This window comes from Streptomyces purpureus, assembly GCF_014648195.1.
In the GTDB taxonomy this organism is placed as follows: domain Bacteria; phylum Actinomycetota; class Actinomycetes; order Streptomycetales; family Streptomycetaceae; genus Streptomyces; species Streptomyces purpureus.
In genome coordinates, this window is the sequence record NZ_BMQQ01000003.1 from 58,931 (window position 1) to 77,923 (window position 18,993).

Below are 18,993 nucleotides of genomic sequence, written 5' to 3' on the forward strand. Positions count from 1 at the left end.
TGATCTGCACGCTCTCCGACCCGTCCGTCCCGGCGCTCGCCGCCGAGTTGGGGACCACCCGCAGCGCGGCCGCGCTGGAGCTGTGGCGCGACCGCCTCGAAGGGTCCGTGGTCGCCATCGGCAACGCCCCCACCGCCCTCTTCCGGCTCCTGGAGATGATCGATCAGGGCGCGCCGCGCCCGGCCGCCGTCCTCGGCATACCGGTCGGCTTCATCGGCGCGGCCGAGTCCAAGGACGCGCTCGCCGCGCACGTCTCGGGCGTCGAGCACCTCGTCGTACGGGGACGGCGCGGCGGCAGCGCGATGGCGGCGGCCGCGATCAACGCGATCGCCCACGAGGCGGAGATCCAGGCATGAGCGGAAACATGAGCGGAAAGCTGTACGGCGTCGGGCTCGGCCCCGGCGACCCGAACCTGATGACGGTCGCGGCGGTGCGCGCCATCGAGTCGGCCGACGTCGTCGCCTACCACTCGGCACGCCACGGCCGGTCCATCGCCCGCTCGATCGCCGGCGCGCACATCCGTGAGGACCACATCGAGGAGCGGCTGATGTATCCGCTCACGGTGGAGACGACGGACCACCCCGGTGGCTACCGCGGCGCGCTCGACGACTTCTACGAGGAGGCCGCGGCGCGGCTGGCGAAGCACCTGGACGCCGGGCGCACGGTCGCCGTCCTCGCCGAGGGCGACCCGCTCTTCTACGGCTCGTACCAGCACATGCACAAGCGCCTGGCTCACCGTTACGACACGGAGGTCATCCCTGGCGTCACGTCGGTCAGCGCGGCAGCGGCCCGGCTCGGGAAGCCGCTGTGCGAGGCCGAGGAGGTCCTGACGATCATCCCTGGCACGCTGCCGGAGGACGAGCTGACGGCCCGGCTGGCCGCCACCGACTCGGCGGTCGTGATGAAGCTGGGGCGGACGTTCCCGACCGTGCGGCGCGCTCTGGAGCGGGCGGGGCGGCTGGAGGACGCGCGGTACGTGGAGCGCGCGTTCATGGCGGGCGAGCGTACGGAGCCGCTGGCCTCGGTCGACGCGGACAGCGTGCCGTACTTCTCGGTGGCGGTCCTGCCGTCCCGGATCGACGAGGTGGCGCCCGAGGAGCGGCCGCGCGGCGAGGTCGTGGTGGTCGGCACGGGCCCGGCCGGCGCGCCCTGGCTGACGCCCGAGTCGCGGGGTGCCCTCACCGGCGCCGACGACCTCGTCGGCTACACCACCTACCTGGACCGGGTGCCGGTCCGGCCCGGTCAGCGGCGCCACGGCTCCGACAACAAGGTCGAGTCCGAGCGGGCCGAGTTCGCCCTCGACCTGGCCCGCCGAGGGCGGCGGGTCGCGGTGGTCTCCGGCGGCGACCCCGGTGTCTTCGCGATGGCGACGGCGGTCCTCGAGGTGGCGTCGCAGCCGCCGTACACGGATGTGCCGGTACGGGTCCTGCCGGGGGTGACGGCCGCGAACGCGGCGGCGGCCAAGGCCGGGGCGCCGCTCGGCCACGACTACGCGACGATCTCGCTCTCCGACCGGCTCAAGCCCTGGGACGTGATCGCCGGGCGGCTGCGCGCGGCGGCCGCGGCGGATCTGGTCCTCGCGCTGTACAACCCGGGCTCCCGCTCCCGTACGCACCAGGTCGCGGCCGCCCGCGAACTGCTCCTCGAACACCGCTCGCCGACGACGCCGGTGGTCGTGGCCAGGGACGTGGGCGGGCCGGAGGAGTCGGTACGGGTGGTGACCCTCGGCGAGCTCGATCCGGCCGAGGTCGACATGCGGACGCTGCTGCTGATCGGGTCCTCGCAGACCCGGATGGTGACGCGCGGCGCGGGCGCTTCGGACGAGGCTGACGGGACTGTCGGGGCGGGCTCGACCATCGCCTGGACACCGCGGCGGTACCCCGAGACGCCGTAGAGGCCTGGACGACGTCGTAGCGCTGTAGCGCGACTCACGCCCGTCGGCGGCGTGCTCCCTTGGAGGATGGAGCACGCCGCCGACGGGCGTGTGCGTGTGCGCGTGGGCGCGTACGTGTGCGTCTGGTCAGCGCGTCACGTCAGGCTGGGAAGGTCGATGCCCAGGAGGTCCTCGATAAGGCTGAGGTCGAGGAGCCTGCCGAGGAGGTCACCGAGGTCGGGGAGAGCGATGTCCTCGTCCGTGGCGTCGTCGTCGGTGATCTCGTCGGTGATGTCGGCGAGGTCCTGCTCGATCTCGTCGGTGAGGTCCTCGTCGAGGTCGTCGAGTTCGGCGAGGTCGTCGCTGACGTCCGGCAGCACGTCGGCGGGCACCTCGCTCGGGGCGAGCTGGCGCATGTCCGCGACGAGTTTGTCGACGGCGGCCTGGATGCCGCTCATGTCGCCGGCGCCGCCGGTGGGGTTGGCGAGGATGGCGTCGACGTATTTGTCGATGCTCGCGTCCAGTGCGGCGAGATCGGCGTCGAGGTCGTCGTCGAGGTCTCTCGACGAGGTCGCGGGCCGCTCCGGCGCGGTGGCTGCGACGGCCGGCCCGGCGAGTCCGAGTACCAGCGCGCCCCCGCAGAGGGCGAGCGCCGCGGACGTGGTGACGGTGTGGAAGTTACGCATGCGCGCTCCCTTGGATCCCCCCTGGTGATCGCTTGCCTTCACCGTCGGGCGCGCGCCGGTCCCCCGCAAACGACCTGGCCCCTCCCCGCGGCCGCGCCACTACCTCTGACCTGGGGTGTTGGCTCGCGGTGGCGCCGGTGTCCGTTACATCCGAACGGGTAGCGAACCGGATACGGAGAGGTGCCACGGCGGACCGCGGTCATTGAGCCGCGTCACAGATCGCCCGATAGGGGTTGCTCTTATTACCGACGGGTAGCATCATCGTAGAAGTCTTAGCTACTTGCTGGTATGTGTACGAGGTCCCTGCCTCCCCGATCCTTACGGAGCCATCGCCATGGGGCACTACAAGTCGAATCTCCGCGACATCGAGTTCAACCTCTTCGAGGTACTCGGGCGGGACAAGGTGTATGGCACCGGTCCGTTCGAGGAGATGGACGTCGAGACCGCCAAGAGCGTCCTCGAAGAGCTCACCCGCCTCGCCGAGAACGAGCTCGCCGAGTCCTTCGCCGACGCCGACCGGAACCCCCCGGTCTTCGACCCCGAGACGAACACCGCCCCCGTACCGGCCAGCTTCAAGAAGTCCTACAAGGCCTTCATGGACTCCGAGTACTGGCGCCTCGGCCTGCCCGAGGAGATCGGCGGCACCACCTCGCCGCGCTCCCTGATCTGGGCGTACGCGGAGCTGATCCTCGGCGCGAACCCGGCCGTCTGGATGTACTCCTCCGGCCCGGCCTTCGCCGGCATCCTCTTCAACGAGGGCAACGAGGCGCAGAAGAAAGTCGCGCAGATCGCCGTGGAGAAGCAGTGGGGCTCCACGATGGTCCTGACCGAGCCGGACGCCGGCTCGGACGTCGGCGCCGGCCGCACGAAGGCGATCCAGCAGGAGGACGGCTCCTGGCACATCGAGGGTGTGAAGCGCTTCATCACCTCCGGTGAGCACGACATGGAGGAGAACATCCTCCACTACGTCCTCGCCCGCCCCGAGGGTGCCGGTCCGGGCACCAAGGGCCTGTCGCTCTTCCTCGTGCCGAAGTACAACTTCGACTGGGAGACCGGCGAGCTGGGCGAGCGCAACGGCGTCTACGCCACCAACGTCGAGCACAAGATGGGCCTCAAGGCCTCCAACACGTGCGAGATGACCTTCGGCGACAAGCACCCCGCCAAGGGCTGGCTGATCGGCGACAAGCACGACGGCATCCGCCAGATGTTCCTCATCATCGAGTTCGCCCGCATGATGGTCGGCACGAAGGCGATCTCCACCCTCTCGACGGGCTACCTCAACGCCCTCGAGTACGCCAAGGAGCGCGTCCAGGGCACCGACCTGGCGAACTTCATGGACAAGGCCGCGCCGAAGGTCACCATCACGCACCACCCCGACGTCCGCCGCTCGCTGATGACGCAGAAGGCGTACGCCGAGGGCATGCGCGCCCTGGTCCTCCACACGGCCGCCGTGCAGGACGAGATCCAGCTCAAGGAGGCCGCGGGCGAGGACGCGAAGGCGCTGCACGGCCTGAACGACCTGCTGCTCCCGATCGTGAAGGGCTACGGCTCCGAGAAGGGCTACGAGCAGCTCGCGCAGTCGCTCCAGACCTTCGGTGGCTCCGGCTTCCTGCAGGAGTACCCGATCGAGCAGTACATCCGGGACGCCAAGATCGACACCCTCTACGAGGGCACGACGGCCATCCAGGGCCAGGACTTCTTCTTCCGCAAGATCGTCCGCGACCAGGGCGCGTCCCTGAACGCGCTGGCCGAGGAGATCAAGAAGTTCCTCGCGCTCGGCACCGGCGGCGAGGAGCTGGCCGGCGCCCGCGACACGCTCGCCAAGGCCGCCGTGGACCTGGAGGCGATCGTCGGCGCGATGCTGACCGACCTCACCGCCACCGGCGAGGACGTCAAGAACATCTACAAGGTCGGCCTCAACACCACCCGCCTGCTGATGGCCTCCGGCGACGTCGTCGTCGGCTACCTGCTGCTGCGCGGCGCCGCCGTGGCCGCCGAGAAGCTGCCGAACGCGTCCGCCAAGGACAAGGCCTTCTACACCGGCAAGATCGCGGCCGCGAAGTTCTTCGCCGCCAACGTCCTGCCCGGCGTCTCGACCGAGCGCGCGCTCGCCGAGGCCGTCGACGGTTCGCTGATGGACCTCGACGAGGCCGCGTTCTAAGACGCCCTCCGTCGCTGTCCTTCGGTACGGCCCGCTCCCGGTACGCCGGGTGCGGGCCGTTCCCGTAGGACCCGGCGCAGGCCCGTGCCCGTACGTCACACGGGGCCGGGCCCGTACCCGTACGCCCGGCCCGTGCCCGTACCGGGACCCGTACGTCACCGCGCCCGGCAGAGGAAGAAGTGGGTCACCCGGCAGGTGTCCGTCGGTGACGCGCCCCGGAGATTGACGGCCGTGCCGTCGCCCGCGATGTACCAGCGCTCACCTCGCGGCACCCCGGCGACCGGCCGCTCGCCCGGTTCTATCGCCACCCAACGGCCGTTGACCGTCCGATGCCACAACGCCTGGGCTCCGCAGCGCCGGCACGTCATCGGGGAACCGGCCCGCTGCGAGGGCACCGAGACCCGCAGCGCCGCCGTGGTCACCGGCAGGATGTCCCCCAGTCGCACGGGATCGCGCTCCCGGCCGCCGGTGGCGGCCGTCGTGCACGACGAGCACAGGACCATCCCCAACTGCCCGTTCCACTCGGCGGCGGGAGCGTCGCAGGCGGCGCAGGCAGGGGCTGTCGCGGTCTTCACCAGGGCACCTCCGGTCACGATCGGTCGACTTCCCCGATACTGACAGGCACCACTGACAACGCCCCCGGCCAGCGCGAGCCCGGCCGCGCACGGGGCCCTCAACGCCCGCCCGCCCGGCGGTCCACGCAGTGACCGGAGTCATCCTCCGCCGTCGGTGGCCGCCCGTAAGGTGAACCCCATGAGCAGCGAACCCGCCCGCTTCGACCGCGGCCACACCGACGACCTGATGACCTTCCTCGCGGCCTCCCCGTCGCCGTACCACGCGGTGGCGAACGCCGGGGAGCGGCTGGAGAAGGCCGGCTTCCGGCAGGTCGAGGAGACCGCCGCCTGGGACGGGACCAGCGGCGGCAAGTACGTGATCCGCGGCGGCGCGATCATCGCCTGGTACGTGCCGGAGGGCGCGTCCGCGCACACCCCGTTCCGGATCGTCGGCGCCCACACCGACTCCCCCAACCTGCGCGTCAAGCCGCGGCCCGACATGGGCGCCCAGGGCTGGCGCCAGGTGGCCGTGGAGCTGTACGGCGGCACGCTGCTCAACACCTGGCTCGACCGCGACCTCGGGCTCGCCGGCCGGCTCACCCTGCGCGACGGCAGCCACCGGCTGGTGAACATCGACCGCCCCGTGCTGCGCGTACCGCAGCTCGCCGTCCACCTCGACCGTCAGGTCAACGAAGGTCTGAAGCTGGACCGTCAGCGCCACATGCAGCCCATCTGGGGCCTGGGCGACGTCCACGAGGGCGACCTGATCTCCTTCGTCGCCGACGAGGCCGGCGTGGACGCCGAGGACGTGGCCGGCTGGGACCTGATGGTGCACGCCGTCGAGCCGCCGACCTACCTCGGCCGCGACCGCGAACTGGTCGCCGGGCCCCGGATGGACAACCTCATCTCGGTCCACGCGGGCGTGGCCGCGCTCACCGCGGTGTCCGCCCGCCCGGACCTGGAGTTCATCCCGGTCCTCGCCGCCTTCGACCACGAGGAGAACGGCTCCGAGTCGGACACCGGCGCCCATGGCCCGCTGCTCGGCACGGTCCTGGAACGGTCGGTCTTCGCGCGCGGCGGCGGCTACGAGGACAAGGCCCGCGCCTTCGCCGGCACGATCTGCCTCTCCTCCGACACCGGCCACGCCGTGCACCCCAACTACTCCGAGCGGCACGACCCGACGCACCACCCGCGCGCCAACGGCGGCCCGATCCTGAAGGTGAACGTCAACCAGCGGTACGCCACCGACGGCAGCGGCCGGGCCGTGTTCGCCGCGGCCTGCGAGAAGGCGGGCGTTCCGTGGCAGACGTTCGTCTCCAACAACGACATGCCGTGCGGCACGACGATCGGCCCGATCACCGCGGCCCGGCACGGCATCGCGACGGTCGACATCGGCGTCGCGATCCTCTCCATGCACAGCGCCCGTGAACTGTGCGGCGCGGACGACCCGTTCCTGCTGGCGAACGCGCTGGTGGCGTTCCTGGAGGGGTGAGGGCGGGGAGCCGAGGCGTGTAGCGGACGGCCGCCCGGGTAGCCGAGGGTTCTACCCAACCAGCCGACAAGGAGGCGGGTTTCATGGGCCTGGGCGGCTGCATCATCCTCATCGCGGTGGGGGCCATCCTCACCTTTGCCACCGACTGGAAGATCGACAGTGTCAACCTCGACCTGGTGGGTCTGATCCTGATGGCGGTCGGTCTCATCGGGGTCGCGACGTTCACCAGCATCGCCCGGCGCCGGCGGGCGGTCGTCCCGCCGGTCGCGCCGACCGTCGTCGACCCGCACGAGGAACGGCGCTACTAGGACCGGGCCGGAGCGCGGTCGACGCGAGCGAAACATCTGCGAAAGCCGGCGCCTGAAACGCTGTCGGCCATGGTTCTGTTGGGACAGCAGACGGCGCTCGTACGGCACTCCGGTCCGCCGCGGAAGGCGCTCTTCACCTGGATCGCCGTCGCCGCGGCCCTCTGCACGGCCGTCGGGGCCGCGATCGCCTGGCGGTACAACGACCGGCCCCCGTGGGGCAGCGAGATCGCCTACGAGGCCGGGTACATCCACGCGACCCGGATCCGGCAGGCCGACGTCAAGGGCGACCGGGTGCCGGAACTGCTCGGCGGGGGCTGCGTACAGATGGAGTTCTACGGGGTGGGCGGCCAGAAGGCCACCCACGACCCGGGGGCGTGGGTGGCCGGCTGCCTGGACGGGGCGGCCGGCCGGCCCTCCAGCCACCAGGGCCTCGCGTACTAGACCGCGGGCTGCTCCTGGGCCTCGGGGGCGTCGAGACCGGCCAGGATCAACGGGAGCCGGTCCGCGCCCTGTTCGGTGACCTTCACCGGAACACCCCAGTCCTGCTGGTGGACATGGCAGGCGGGATACTCGTTGGCGGGGTCGTCGTCGCAGGACGCGGCCATCGCCGAGACGTGCAACACCCCTTCGGTGACCTCGGGGTTCAGCGTCAGCTCACGGAACAGGTCCGTTCCCGTGCCCTCGCCCGCCGCGAGCAGCTCGGGCGGCGTCGAGGAGACGAGGAGCCGGGTCGAGGGCCCGTACCGCTCGTCCAGCTTCTGCCCGGTCGGCGCCTGGAAGACGACGTCGAGCCGCAGCCGGCCGGGGGCGACCTCGGTCGCCTCGCGCCGGGTGCGGTGGGCGACGGCCTCCACGGTGACCGCCTCCTCGGGCAGCCGCAGCCGGGTCAGCCGGTGCCGGGCGGACTCGACGACGACGATGTCCTCGCCGACGAGGACCGCGTCGCTGGGCTCGCGCAGATCGGTGGCGAGGGTGGAGACCTCGCCGGTGGCCGGGTCGAAGCGGCGCAGGGCGTGGTTGTACGTGTCGCAGACGGCGACGGAACCGTCCGGCAGGGCGGTGACGCCGAGCGGGTGCTGGAGCAGGGCCTGGGCGGCGGGGCCGTCGCGGTGCCCGAAGTCGAACAGTCCGGTGCCGACGGCGGTGTGCACGGATCCGTCCGGCTCGATCCAGCGCAGCGCGCTCGTCTCCGAATCGGCGACCCACAGCCGGTCCTCGGTCGCGGCGAGCCCGGACGGCTGCGCGAACCAGGCCTCGGCGGCGGGCCCGTCGACGAGCCCTTCGTTGGTGGTTCCGGCGGCGACCTGGACGGAGCCGGCCTCGGGGTCGTACGTCCACAGCTGGTGCACACCCGCCATGGCGATCCACACCTTGCCCTGCCACCAGGCGACGTCCCACGGCGAGGACAGCGCCACCTCCAGGGCGGGCCCGGAGGTGGGCGAGCCCTGCCACCACTGCCGCCCGGTACCGGCGATCAGCTCGATCGCGCCGGTGGCGGGGTCGAAGGTGCGCAGCGCGTGGTGCACGGTGTCGGCGACGACGACCTTCCCGTCGGGCAGCAGGGCCAGCCCCTGCGGCTCGCGGAACTCCCCCTCCCCGATGCGCCGCAGGACCGTCTCGCCGTCGGGGGCGAGCTCGACGAGCTGGTGCCGGGTGGTGTCGGAGACGAGGTAGTTCCCGCTGCCGAGGACGACGGCCTTGCCGGGGAACCGCAGATCGCTCGCGACGGGCTCCGGCGGTACGTACGGCCCGTCCCCGCGCCGCAGCGTCCCCTTCGCCTCGTGCTCGGCCTCCAGCTCCTCGACCAGCGTGGCGATGGCCCCGGCGTGCCCTTCGCCGGCGTGCTGCGCGACGACGTACCCCTCGGGGTCGATGACGACCAGCGTGGGCCAGGCCCGCACGGCGTACTGCTTCCAGGTGGCCAGCTCGGGATCGTCGAGCACGGGGTGGTGCACCTCGTACCGCTCGACGGCGTCGACGACGGCGCTGTGCTCCGCCTCGTGCACGAACTTCGGCGAGTGCACCCCGATGACGACGAGGGTGTCGCGGTGCTTCTCCTCCAGCTCGCGCAGCTCGTCGAGGACGTGCAGGCAGTTGATGCAGCAGAAGGTCCAGAAATCAACAACAACGCACTTACCTCGCAGGTCGGCGAGGGTCAGCTCTTTGCCTCCGGTGTTCAGCCAGCCACCCTTGCCGATCAGCTCGGGGGCGCGGACACGGGCACGCTTGCGGGGTGCGGGCGCGGGGGTGGGCGCCGGGGCAGCATCGTTCATGCTTCAAGCTTGCCATTGGCCCATGAACGGCCGGTCTCGGCCGTACGACGCGGGGCGCCCGCCCTCAGGCTGCCTTCAGGGCCTGGTCGAGGGCGGCCGCGAGGTCCTGCCAGAGGTCCTCGACATGTTCGATGCCGGTCGAGAGGCGGACCGTTCCCGGGCCGATGCCCGCCGCCGTCAGGGTGGCCTCGTCCATCTGGCGGTGGGAAGTGCTCGCGGGGTGCATCACGAAGGTCTTCACATCGCCGAGCGACGGGCTGAGCGAGGCGAGCCGTACGGCCTCCACGAACGCGCGGCCCGCCGCACGGCCGCCCGCCAGGTCGAAGGAGATCACGCCGCCGCCCGCGCGCAGCAGGCGCCGCGCGGTGTCGTGGTCCGGGTGGCCGGCCAGGAAGGGGTGGCGGACGGCCGCGACGGCCGGGTGCGTGGCGAGGCGCTCGGCGAGGGTCAGGGCGTTGGCGCACTGGCGCTCGACGCGCAGCGCCAGGGTCTGCATGCCGCGCAGGGTCAGCCAGGCCGCGAACGGGTCCGTGGTGGCGCCCTGTTCGACGGCGTAGTGCCAGATCCGGCGGTGCAGTTCCGCGTCGCGGAAGACGGCGACGCCGCCGAGGACGTCGGCGTGGCCGGCGAGGTACTTGGTCGCCGAGTGGATCACGACGTCGGCGCCGTGCTCCAGCGGCCGGCACAGCAGCGGCGAGGCGAAGGTGTTGTCGACGACGCTCGGCACGCCTGCGGCCCGGGCCTCGGCGATCAGCGCGGGCAGGTCCGCGACCCGGGTGGTGGGGTTGGCGACGGTCTCCAGGTAGAGCAGCGCCGTGGTGGGGCGCAGCGCCTGCCGTACCTCCTCGGGGTCGTCGCCGGAGACGTACGTGACCTCGACGCCCCAGCGGGCGGCCAGGTCGGTCAGGACGGCGTAGGTGCCGCCGTAGAGGCAGCGCTGGGCGACGACGTGGCCGCCGGTGGAGACCAGGCCGAGGAGTACGGCGTTGATGGCGCCCATGCCGGAGGCGAAGGAGACCCCGGCGGCGCCGCCCTCCAGGCGGGTGACGGCCTCTTCCAGGGCTCGTACGGTCGGGTTGCCGAGGCGGCTGTACAGGAACGCCCCGCCGCCCTCGAAGGCCTCGGCCATCGTGTCGGCCTCCTCGAAGGCGAACACATGCCCCTGGTACAGGGGGACCCCGAGCGGCCGGCTTCCCTCGGGGATCCGCACCTGCGGCGGGTGGACGGCGAGGGTCTCGGTACGCGGGGACGGCAGAGGCGAGGGCGGAGACGACGGCAGAGGCGGCTTCGGCGGCTGGTTCGGCTGCGACGGCTGGTTCGGCTCGTGGAGGCTCATGGACGTAAGTCTGGGGAGAAAGGACTTGCCTCCACAGGCCCAATCCCAGCAGATTGGTCTGCCCATGGAACCAATCGACGATCTCGTCGGCCGTCTCGGCCGCTGGTCGGCGGGCCGCGGCCCGCTCTTCCTGTTGCTCGCCACCCGCCTGCGGCAGCTGATCGACGACGGCGTACTGCCGCCCGGCGCGCTCCTGCCGCCCGACCGGCGCCTGGCCGGCGCGCTCGCCGTGGGCCGTACGACGGTGGTCGCCGCCTACGACACCCTCCGCCAGGAGGGCCGGGTCGTACGCCGCCAAGGCAGCGGCACCCGGGTCGCGCCCGCCGTCCCCACCCCCGGGCCCCGGGTCGCCGAGACCTCCAACCCGCTCTTCCTGCACCTGCTCGACGCCCCGGACGACGTGATCCTGCTGAGCTGCGCCGCGCCCCTGGGGCCGCCGCCGGAACTCACGCGCGCGTACGCCACGATGACGCTGCCCGCCGACGACCTCGGCTACCACCCGGCGGGACTCGGCGCGCTGCGTACCGCTATCGCCGGGCGGTACCGCTCCCAGGGCGTCGCGACCGTGCCGGAGCAGATCCTCGTGACCACCGGTGCCCAGCAGGCGCTGTCGCTGCTGACCAGGCTGCTGGTCGCGCCGGGCGACGGGGTGCTCCTGGAGGCGCCCACGTACCCCGGCGCACTGGACCTCTTCCGCGAGGCGTCGGCCGGCCTCCTGCCCGTGGCCGTCGGCCCGGACGGCCTGGACGTGGACGCCGCGCTGCGGCTCATGGAACGGCACCGCCCGGTACTGGCGTACGTCGTCTCCTGCTACCAGAACCCCACCGGCGCGGTGCTCCCGCCGCTCAAGGGCCGCCGGCTCGTCGAACGGGCGGCCGCGCTGGGCGTACCGCTCGTCGACGACGAGGTCCTCGCCGATCTCACCCTCCCCGGTGGGGACGGGCCCGCGCCGTCGCCGCTCGCCGCGTACGAGGGCGGCAGCGGGGAAGGCGGCGTGATCGGTGTCGGGTCGCTCAGCAAGGTCGTCTGGGGCGGGCTGCGCGTCGGCTGGATCCGCGGCCCGCAGCCGCTCATCGCCCGCCTGGCCCGGCTGAAGGCCGTCCACGACCTCGGCAGCGACGTCCCCGCGCAGCTGGCGGCGGTACGACTCCTCGCGGGCTTCGCGCCGGTCCAAGCCGCCCGGACCCGTGCGCTGCGCACCGGCCACGACCATCTGCGGGCCGAGCTCGGGCGTCTGCTGCCGTCATGGACGTGCCCGCCGGCCGCCGGGGGCCAGACCCTGTGGGTACGGCTCCCCTACGGCGACGGGGTCTCCTTCGCGCAGGTCGCGTTGCGGCACGGGGTGGCGGTCCTGCCGGGCCGCACCATGGACGCGCTCGGCGGCAGCGGCCCGTACCTGCGGCTGCACTTCCTGCTGGGCCCCGAGGCCCTGACGGAGGCGGTACGCCGGCTGGCCCGCGCGTGGGAGGAGTACGAGCCGCAACCGGCGGCCCCGCACGCGGTGGCGCCGGGGGCGGTACCGGCGATCGTGGTGTGAGGGGCGGGGTCCGGCCCGGGGCCGGGCCGCCGTTACCTGTCAGCTGTCATCGGCCGACCGTTATCTGTCAGCTGTCATCCGTCAGCCGCGACCGGTCACCCGTCAACTGTCAGCCGTCACCTGTCAACGGGGCGTACGCGGCGGGGCCAGCCCCAGCAGGCGGTCCTTGAGCGCCGGGAACTGATCCCGGGTCACCGTCACCTTCTCCGGATCCAGTTCGACCCGCAGGGTCTCCTCGCCGGCGCCCGCCTCCGCCAGCACCTCGCCCCACGGGTCGACGACGATGCTGTGGCCGGCCTGTTCGACGTCCGCGTGGGTGCCGGCCGTCCCGCAGGCCAGCATGTAGGCCTGGTTCTCGACGGCACGCGCGCGTGCCAGCAGCGTCCAGTGGGCGCGGCGGCGCTCGGGCCAGCCCGCGGGGACGACGAACGCCTGGGCGCCAGCGTCCACCAGGCCGCGGAAGAGCTCGGGGAAGCGCAGGTCGTAGCAGGTGCCGAGGCCGAGGGTGAGGGCCGGGAGGCGTACGGTCGCGAGCTCCTGGCCGGGGGCCATCATCACGGCCTCGCCCTTGTCGAAGCCGAAGCGGTGGATCTTGCGGTAGGCGCTGACGAGCTCACCGGCGGGGGAGAAGACGAGCGAGGTGTTGTAGAGCGGGCCGTCCGGGTCGCGTTCCACGATCGAGCCGGCGTGCAGCCAGACGCCCGCGTCGCGCGCGGCCTTGGACATCACCTCGTGGGTGGGGCCCTCCAGGGGTTCGGCCTCGTCGGCGAAGGACTCGTACGCGAACGCCCCCACGGGCCACAGCTCCGGCAGGACGACCAGGTCGGCGTCCCGTTCCGCGCGTACGAGCTCGGCCACCCGCTCGCGGCGGTCGGCGACCGTTTCGTCAGGGTCTACAGCAATCTGGAGCAACGAGGCGCGCACACTACCACCGTCCTGGCATTCGAGCCGTCAACACGGCCTACGATCGTCACACGAAAGCACTGCCGGGGTGCCTTCGGGCAGCGTAACTTAGCGTCCGAGCCTCCCACGCCGTCTTGTTTTCAGCCCGCGCACCGCAGAACCGCCGAGGGGTCCCGTGACCGTCCATCCCAGCCTTCAGACCTACGCCGATGCCTGGACCCACTCCATCGAAGCGATAGCCGAGCTGGTGCAGCCGCTCGTGGAGGGCGAGTGGAACCGCCCCACGCCGTGCCCGGGCTGGTCGGTGCGGGACATCGTGTCGCACGTCATCGGCATGGAGTGCGAGATGCTGGGCGACCCGCGGCCGATCCACACCCTTCCCCGGGACCTCTACCACGTGCGCAGTGAGTTCGCTCGCTACATGGAGATGCAGGTCGATGTGCGGCGGCACCACACCGCTCCGGAGATGACCTCCGAGCTGGAGTACGTCCTCATCCGGCGGGCCCGGCAGCTGCGCAACGAGAACCGGCAGCCCGACCACATGGTCCGCGCGCCCCTCGGCTCCGAGCAGACCCTCGAAGTCGCCTACCGCATGCGGGCCTTCGACGTCTGGGTGCACGAGCAGGACCTGCGTACGACCCTTGGCAAGCCGGGCAACCTCGACTCCCCCGGCGCGCTGGTGACCCGGGACAACCTGCTCGCCGTGCTGCCCCGGGTGGTCGCCAAGGACGCGGGCGCGCCGGCGAATTCGGCGATCGTGTTCGATGTGCACGGGCCGGTGGAGTTCCTCCGTACGGTACGGGTCGACGCGGAGGGCCGGGGTTCGGTCGACGGGGCGCCGTCGCTGGGTCCGGCGGCGACGCTGGCCCTGGACTGGGAGACGTACGTGCGGCTGGCGTGCGGCCGGGTGAAGCCGGCGGCGGTGGCGGACCGGGTGAAGGTCGAGGGGGACGCCGACCTGGCGTGGGCGATCCTGGACAACTTCGCGGTCACGCCGTGAGGCATCACGCGGTCGTACGGCGTCCTGGCGCTGCGAGAGCCTGACGGGGCCCCCGCTACGCCGGGACGTGCACCGCCTCCACCCGGCTCGCCACGAGCCGTTCCCGTTCCAGGCGGACCGTGCGCGCCTTCAGCCGCAGGATCTGGGCGACGCCGAGGGCCTCCAGGACGAAGACGGAGGAGAAGGCGATGCGGTAGTTGTCGCCGGTCGCGTCGAGGAGGATGCCGACGGCGAGCAGGGTCGTCATCGAGGCGACGAAACCGCCCATGTTGACGATTCCGGAGGCGGTGCCCTGACGCTGCGGCGGGTTGGCGGGACGGGCGAAGTCGAAGCCGATCATGGAGGCGGGTCCGCAGGCGCCGAGGACGGTGCACAGGGTGATGAGCAGCCACATCGGGGCGTGGGTTCCGGGGTAGACGATGGTGGTGGCCCACAGGGCGGCTGTGACGGCTATGGTGCCCAGCGCCAGGGGCGCCCGTGCGGTGTGGTGCCGGGCGATGATCTGGCCGTAGACGAGGCCGACGACCATGTTGGAGAGCACCACAAGGGTGAGCAGTTCTCCGGCGGTCTCCCGGGACAGGCCTTGTGCCTCGACGAGGAACGGCAGTCCCCACAGCAGCAGGAACACCATGGCGGGGAACTGGGTGGTGAAGTGCACCCACATGCCGAGGCGGGTACCGGGCTCGCGCCAGGATTCGGCGATCTGACGGCGGACGAAGGCGGCGCCGGCGTGCTCGGCGGGGGCGGGTTCGTGGCCCTTGGGGTGGTCCTTGAGGAAGAGCAGCAGCAGGACGAGGACGACCCCGCCGGCCGCGGCGCTGCCCGCGAAGGCGGCGGTCCAGCCGACGCCGTGCAGGAGCCGGGCGATGACGATCGTGGAGACGAGGTTGCCGGCCATGCCGACGAGTCCGGCGAGCTGGGCGATCAGCGGTCCGCGGCGGGCGGGGAACCAGCGGTTGCCCAGGCGCAGCACGCTGATGAAGGTCATGGCGTCGCCGCAGCCGAGGAGGGCGCGGGCGGCGAGGGCCATGCCGTAGGAGGGGGAGAGGGCGAAGCCGAGCTGTCCGGCGGTGAAGAGGATCACGCCGAGGGTGAGGACCTTCTTGGTGCCGAGCCGGTCGACCATCAGGCCGACGGGTATCTGCATGCCCGCGTAGACGAGCAGTTGGAGGATGGAGAAGGTGGAGAGGGCGGAGGCGTTGACGTGGAAGCGGTCGGCCGCGTCGAGTCCGGCGACGCCGAGTGAGGTACGGAAGATGACGGCGACGAAGTAGACGGCGACGCCGACGCCCCAGACGAGGGCGGCCCGTCGGCCGCCGGGCGGATCTCCGGGCAGGGACACCGCCGCCGCACTCATCGTTCCTCACCCCTGACGAGGATCTTGACCCAGCTCAGGTGCCTGCGGACGCAGGTGGCGGCGCCTTCGACGTCGCCGGCCTTGATCCGCTCCAGGATCTCGGCGTGCTCGGTGATGTTCTTGGCGATGCGGTCGGGTTGGGACTGCATCACGGCGACGCCCATCCGCAGCTGGCGGTCGCGCAGCTGGTCGTAGAGGCGGGCGAGGATCTGGTTTCCGGCGTGGCGGACGATCTCGGCATGGAAGGAGCGGTCGGTGGCGGCGACTTCGGCGAGGTCGCCGGTGTCGGCGTGGTGCTGCTGCTCCTTCAGGAGTTCTTCGAGCCGGGTGATGAGGGAGGGTGGGGCGGGTACGGCTCGGCGGACGGCGAACTCCTCGACGAGGAGGCGGGTTTCGACGACGTCGGCGATCTCCTGCGCGGAGACGGCGAGCACGAGCGCGCCCTTCTTGGGGTAGAGCTTGAGCAGCCCTTCCATCTCCAGTTTGAGCAGCGCCTCCCGGACGGGCGTGCGGGAAACCCCTACGGCTTCGGCCAGTTCACCTTCGGTGAGGAGGGTTCCCCCCTCGTAGCGGCGGTCGAGGACGGCCTGCTTGACGTGCATGTAGACGCGGTCGGCGGCGGCAGGGGCGGAAGGCATGCGCACAGCATAGATACAAGTGAGGTACATGTCAGAGGCCCATCCACGATGTGGACGGCACACCCGCTCTGCTGCATCGAAGGATGTACGCCGCTTTCGTTCAGCCGCAGGACGAAGCGCCGCCCGCCCGCCGGGACGCTGGTGGCATGGCGAACACCCTCGGCTTATCCGCTGCTCCGGCGCCCCTGGCCCGCCGGCTTCCGCTCCTCGACGTCCTGCGCGGCGCGGCCATCCTCGGCACCCTCATGACCAACGTCTGGATCTTCGCGTCGCCGGGGTCGGAGTGGTCGGTGCTGAACGGGCTCGTCGATGTCGACCCGCTGCACGACCCCTCCGTGGCCAGCGTCGCCGAGTCCCTCTTCCGCTTCCTCGCCGACGGTAAGTTCCTCGCGCTGCTCACGATCCTGTTCGGCGTCGGGCTGGCCATCCAGTACGACTCCGCCGCCCGCCGGGGCGAGCCGTGGCCCGGACGGTACTGGCGGCGGGCCGCCTTCCTCTTCCTCGAAGGGACCGTGCACTTCCTGCTGGTCTTCGCCTGGGACGTGCTCATGGGGTACGCGGTCACCGCGCTGCTGGTTTCGCGGCTGCTGGCCCGCTCCGAACGGGTCCGCAACCGGGTGATGTGGACGGCGGCCGTGGTGCACCTGTCGCTGGTCTCGCTCGCGACGCTGGCCCTGGTGGCCGCCGGAGACGGCGGCGAGGGCGGGAACGGCGGGGAATCGGCGCTGTCCGGCGAGGTCGTGGACCTGTACGCGCACGGCAGCTACGCCGAGCAGATCGCCTTCCGGTTCTCCAACGCCATCGTCCTGCGCCTCGAACCCATCGTCTCCTTCGGTCTCCTGGTCTTCCTGTTCCTGCTCGGCATACGGCTGTACCGGGCCGGCGCCTTCACGGACACCGGCGCCGGGCGGCGCATCCGGGCCCGGATGGCTGCCTGGGGCCTGGGGCTCGGGCTGCCGCTGAACGCCGTCGTCACCCTCGCCGGGCCCGACTTCTTCGCGCTGGGCCGCTACGGCGCCGCCCCGCTGGTCGCGATCGGCTACATCGGGCTGATCGGCTGGGCCCTGGACCGGCTGCCCGTGCCCTCCGTCGTGACCGGGGGCCTGTCGGCGGTGGGCAGGACCGCCCTGTCCTGCTACGTCCTGCAGAACGTGCTCTCCACGCTCGTCTGCTACGGCATCGGGCTCGGCCTCACCGAGCACTTCGCCGGACAGGGGCCGTGGTGGGTGATGACCCTGTGGGCCACGATCTCGCTCACCCTGATCGCGGGCTCCTGGCTCTGGCTGCGCCGCTTCTCGCACGGCCCGCTGGAGTCCGTACAGCGCTGGGCCCTCACGCCGCGGCGGTGACACCCGCCCAGCACGACACCGACGGCCGTCCCCCCGCTGGGGGACGGCCGTCGGTGTTTCACGTGAAACAGCCTGCCGGGAGCGTCAGGTTCGTCAGCTCCAGGTCATCAGACGCTTCGGCTGCTCCAGGATCGCGGCGACGTCCGCCAGGAACTTGGAGCCGAGCTCGCCGTCGACCAGGCGGTGGTCGAAGGAGAGAGCCAGCGTGGTGACCTGCCGCGGCTTCACCTTGCCCTTGTGGACCCACGGCTGGAGCTTGATCGCGCCGACCGCGAGGATCGCGGACTCGCCCGGGTTCAGGATCGGCGTACCGGTGTCGACGCCGAAGACGCCGACGTTGGTGATGGTGAGCGTGCCGCCCTGCATGGCCGCCGGGGTCGTCTTGCCCTCACGCGCGGTGGAGACGAGCTCGCTGAGGGACCGGGACAGCTCCGGCAGGGTCTGGGCGTGCGCGTCCTTGATGTTCGGCACGATCAGACCGCGCGGGGTGGCGGCGGCGATGCCCAGGTTGACGTAGTGCTTGAGCACGATCTCCTGGTTGGCCTCGTCCCAGGCGGCGTTGATCTCCGGGTTGCGCCGGACGGCGACCAGGACGGCCTTGGCGATGAGCAGGAGCGGGTTGATCCGCAGCCCCGCCATGTCCTTGTCGGCCTTGAGTTCGTCGACCAGCTTCATCGTGCGCGTGATGTCGAAGGTGATGAACTCGGTGACGTGCGGCGCGGTGAAGGCCGAGCCGACCATGGCGGCGGCGGTGGCCTTCCGTACGCCCTTGATGGGGGTACGGGTCTCCCGCTCGCCGCCCGCGAGGACGGGGGCGGGCGCGGTCGGCGCCGGGGCGGCCGCGGGGACGGCGGCCGGTGCGGGGGCCGGGGCCTCGGCCGGGGCGGCCGCGGCGTGGACGTCCTCGCGGGTGATGATGCCGTCCGGGCCGGTCGGGGTGACCGTGGCCAGGTCGACGCCGAGGTCCTTGGCGAGCTTGCGAACCGGCGGCTTGGCCAGCGGGCGGGTGCCGGTGGCGGCGCCGGTGTGGCCGTTGAGCTCGCCCTGGATCGCCGCCGCTGCCTGCTCCGGGACGGAGACGGCGGCGCCCTTGCGGGGGCGGCGCTTGGTGGAGGTGGCGGCCACGCCGTAGCCGACGAGGACGGGCTGGCGACCCTGGGGCTCGGCCTCCTCGGCGGGCGCCGGGGCCGCCGGGGCCGGCTCAGAGGCCGGGGCCTCTGCGGCGGGCTGTACGGGCGTGGGGACGTCACCGCCGCCCACGTTCACCGAAATGATCACCTCGCCGACGTCGACGGTGGTGCCCTCGGGGAAGCGCAGCTCGTGCACGATGCCGTCGTAGGGGATGGGCAGCTCCACGGCGGCCTTGGCCGTCTCGACCTCGCACACCACCTGTCCGTCGGTGACGGTGTCACCGGGCTGGACGTACCACTTGAGGATTTCGGCCTCGGTGAGTCCCTCGCCCACGTCGGGCATCTTGAACTCGCGTACGGAAGACGCAGTCGTCATGATCGTCACGTCCTCTTCCC

17 protein-coding genes are annotated in these 18,993 nt (G+C 72.0%); 9 read left to right on the top strand and 8 right to left on the bottom strand.

What is annotated here, in order from left to right; all coding sequences use genetic code 11:
- Positions 1-356 (top strand): precorrin-8X methylmutase (locus IEZ01_RS34710; RefSeq protein WP_229832727.1); only part of this gene is annotated, 356 nt, incomplete at its 5' end.
- Entirely contained in the window at positions 353-1,894 is a 1,542-nt protein-coding gene (locus IEZ01_RS05775) for a precorrin-2 C(20)-methyltransferase (protein WP_189200287.1), read from the top strand. The genes IEZ01_RS34710 and IEZ01_RS05775, both read left to right, overlap by 4 nt.
- Before the next feature lie 134 nt (positions 1,895-2,028).
- On the opposite strand, the gene IEZ01_RS05780 is transcribed toward IEZ01_RS05775, so the two are convergent.
- Positions 2,029-2,559 (bottom strand): hypothetical protein, encoded by a 531-nt coding sequence (locus IEZ01_RS05780; RefSeq protein WP_019887964.1) that lies wholly within the window; start codon positions 2,557-2,559, stop codon positions 2,029-2,031.
- Positions 2,560-2,893: 334 nt separating this feature from the next.
- Here IEZ01_RS05780 and IEZ01_RS05785 point away from each other — a divergent pair, with 334 nt between their 5' ends.
- Entirely contained in the window at positions 2,894-4,720 is a 1,827-nt protein-coding gene (locus IEZ01_RS05785) for an acyl-CoA dehydrogenase (protein ID WP_189200289.1), read from the top strand.
- A gap of 155 nt (positions 4,721-4,875) precedes the next feature.
- On the opposite strand, the gene IEZ01_RS05790 is transcribed toward IEZ01_RS05785, so the two are convergent.
- The gene (locus IEZ01_RS05790; RefSeq protein WP_229832729.1) at positions 4,876-5,295 is read right to left on the bottom strand and encodes a DUF6083 domain-containing protein; all 420 of its coding nucleotides are present in this window, start codon (positions 5,293-5,295) and stop codon (positions 4,876-4,878) included.
- A gap of 178 nt (positions 5,296-5,473) precedes the next feature.
- Here IEZ01_RS05790 and IEZ01_RS05795 point away from each other — a divergent pair, with 178 nt between their 5' ends.
- From IEZ01_RS05795 to IEZ01_RS05805, 3 genes are all read left to right on the top strand, one after another.
- Positions 5,474-6,766, top strand: a complete 1,293-nt coding sequence (locus IEZ01_RS05795) for a M18 family aminopeptidase (protein ID WP_189200291.1) — start codon at positions 5,474-5,476, stop codon at positions 6,764-6,766.
- An 83-nt stretch (positions 6,767-6,849) separates the two neighbouring features.
- On the top strand, positions 6,850-7,074 hold the full coding sequence (locus tag IEZ01_RS05800) for a DUF6458 family protein (RefSeq protein ID WP_019887960.1): 225 nt from the start codon (positions 6,850-6,852) through the stop codon (positions 7,072-7,074).
- Positions 7,075-7,143: 69 nt separating this feature from the next.
- The gene (locus IEZ01_RS05805) at positions 7,144-7,515 is read left to right on the top strand and encodes a hypothetical protein (protein WP_019887958.1); all 372 of its coding nucleotides are present in this window, start codon (positions 7,144-7,146) and stop codon (positions 7,513-7,515) included.
- On the opposite strand, the gene IEZ01_RS05810 is transcribed toward IEZ01_RS05805, so the two are convergent.
- On the bottom strand, positions 7,512-9,347 hold the full coding sequence (locus tag IEZ01_RS05810; protein ID WP_189200292.1) for a thioredoxin-like domain-containing protein: 1,836 nt from the start codon (positions 9,345-9,347) through the stop codon (positions 7,512-7,514). The genes IEZ01_RS05805 and IEZ01_RS05810 overlap by 4 nt on opposite strands.
- 64 nt (positions 9,348-9,411) lie before the next feature.
- Positions 9,412-10,683: a trans-sulfuration enzyme family protein gene (locus IEZ01_RS05815; protein WP_229832730.1), complete on the bottom strand. Its 1,272-nt coding sequence runs from the start codon at positions 10,681-10,683 to the stop codon at positions 9,412-9,414.
- Between the two features lie 64 nt (positions 10,684-10,747).
- Here IEZ01_RS05815 and IEZ01_RS05820 point away from each other — a divergent pair, with 64 nt between their 5' ends.
- Positions 10,748-12,220, top strand: a complete 1,473-nt coding sequence (locus tag IEZ01_RS05820) for an aminotransferase-like domain-containing protein (RefSeq protein ID WP_019887953.1) — start codon at positions 10,748-10,750, stop codon at positions 12,218-12,220.
- A gap of 123 nt (positions 12,221-12,343) precedes the next feature.
- Here IEZ01_RS05820 and IEZ01_RS05825 read toward each other — a convergent pair whose 3' ends face one another.
- Complete coding sequence (locus IEZ01_RS05825; RefSeq protein ID WP_028797754.1) at positions 12,344-13,144, bottom strand: carbon-nitrogen family hydrolase; 801 nt, start codon at positions 13,142-13,144, stop codon at positions 12,344-12,346.
- Positions 13,145-13,298: 154 nt separating this feature from the next.
- Between IEZ01_RS05825 and IEZ01_RS05830 the strand changes: the two genes are divergently transcribed.
- Positions 13,299-14,123, top strand: a complete 825-nt coding sequence (locus tag IEZ01_RS05830; protein ID WP_019887949.1) for a maleylpyruvate isomerase family mycothiol-dependent enzyme — start codon at positions 13,299-13,301, stop codon at positions 14,121-14,123.
- A gap of 55 nt (positions 14,124-14,178) precedes the next feature.
- On the opposite strand, the gene IEZ01_RS05835 is transcribed toward IEZ01_RS05830, so the two are convergent.
- Complete coding sequence (locus tag IEZ01_RS05835) at positions 14,179-15,480, bottom strand: MFS transporter (RefSeq protein ID WP_019887948.1); 1,302 nt, start codon at positions 15,478-15,480, stop codon at positions 14,179-14,181.
- Positions 15,477-16,118 (bottom strand): GntR family transcriptional regulator, encoded by a 642-nt coding sequence (locus tag IEZ01_RS05840; RefSeq protein ID WP_189200294.1) that lies wholly within the window; start codon positions 16,116-16,118, stop codon positions 15,477-15,479. Before IEZ01_RS05840 ends, IEZ01_RS05835 begins: the two co-directional genes overlap by 4 nt.
- A 146-nt stretch (positions 16,119-16,264) precedes the next feature.
- Between IEZ01_RS05840 and IEZ01_RS05845 the strand changes: the two genes are divergently transcribed.
- A complete protein-coding gene (locus IEZ01_RS05845) occupies positions 16,265-17,467 on the top strand; it encodes a DUF418 domain-containing protein (protein WP_189200296.1) in 1,203 nt (400 codons plus the stop codon).
- A 93-nt stretch (positions 17,468-17,560) separates the two neighbouring features.
- Here the strand turns inward: IEZ01_RS05845 and IEZ01_RS05850 are convergent, their stop codons facing one another.
- Complete coding sequence (locus IEZ01_RS05850) at positions 17,561-18,982, bottom strand: dihydrolipoamide acetyltransferase family protein (protein WP_189200298.1); 1,422 nt, start codon at positions 18,980-18,982, stop codon at positions 17,561-17,563.
- Positions 18,983-18,993: the final 11 nt, after the last annotated feature.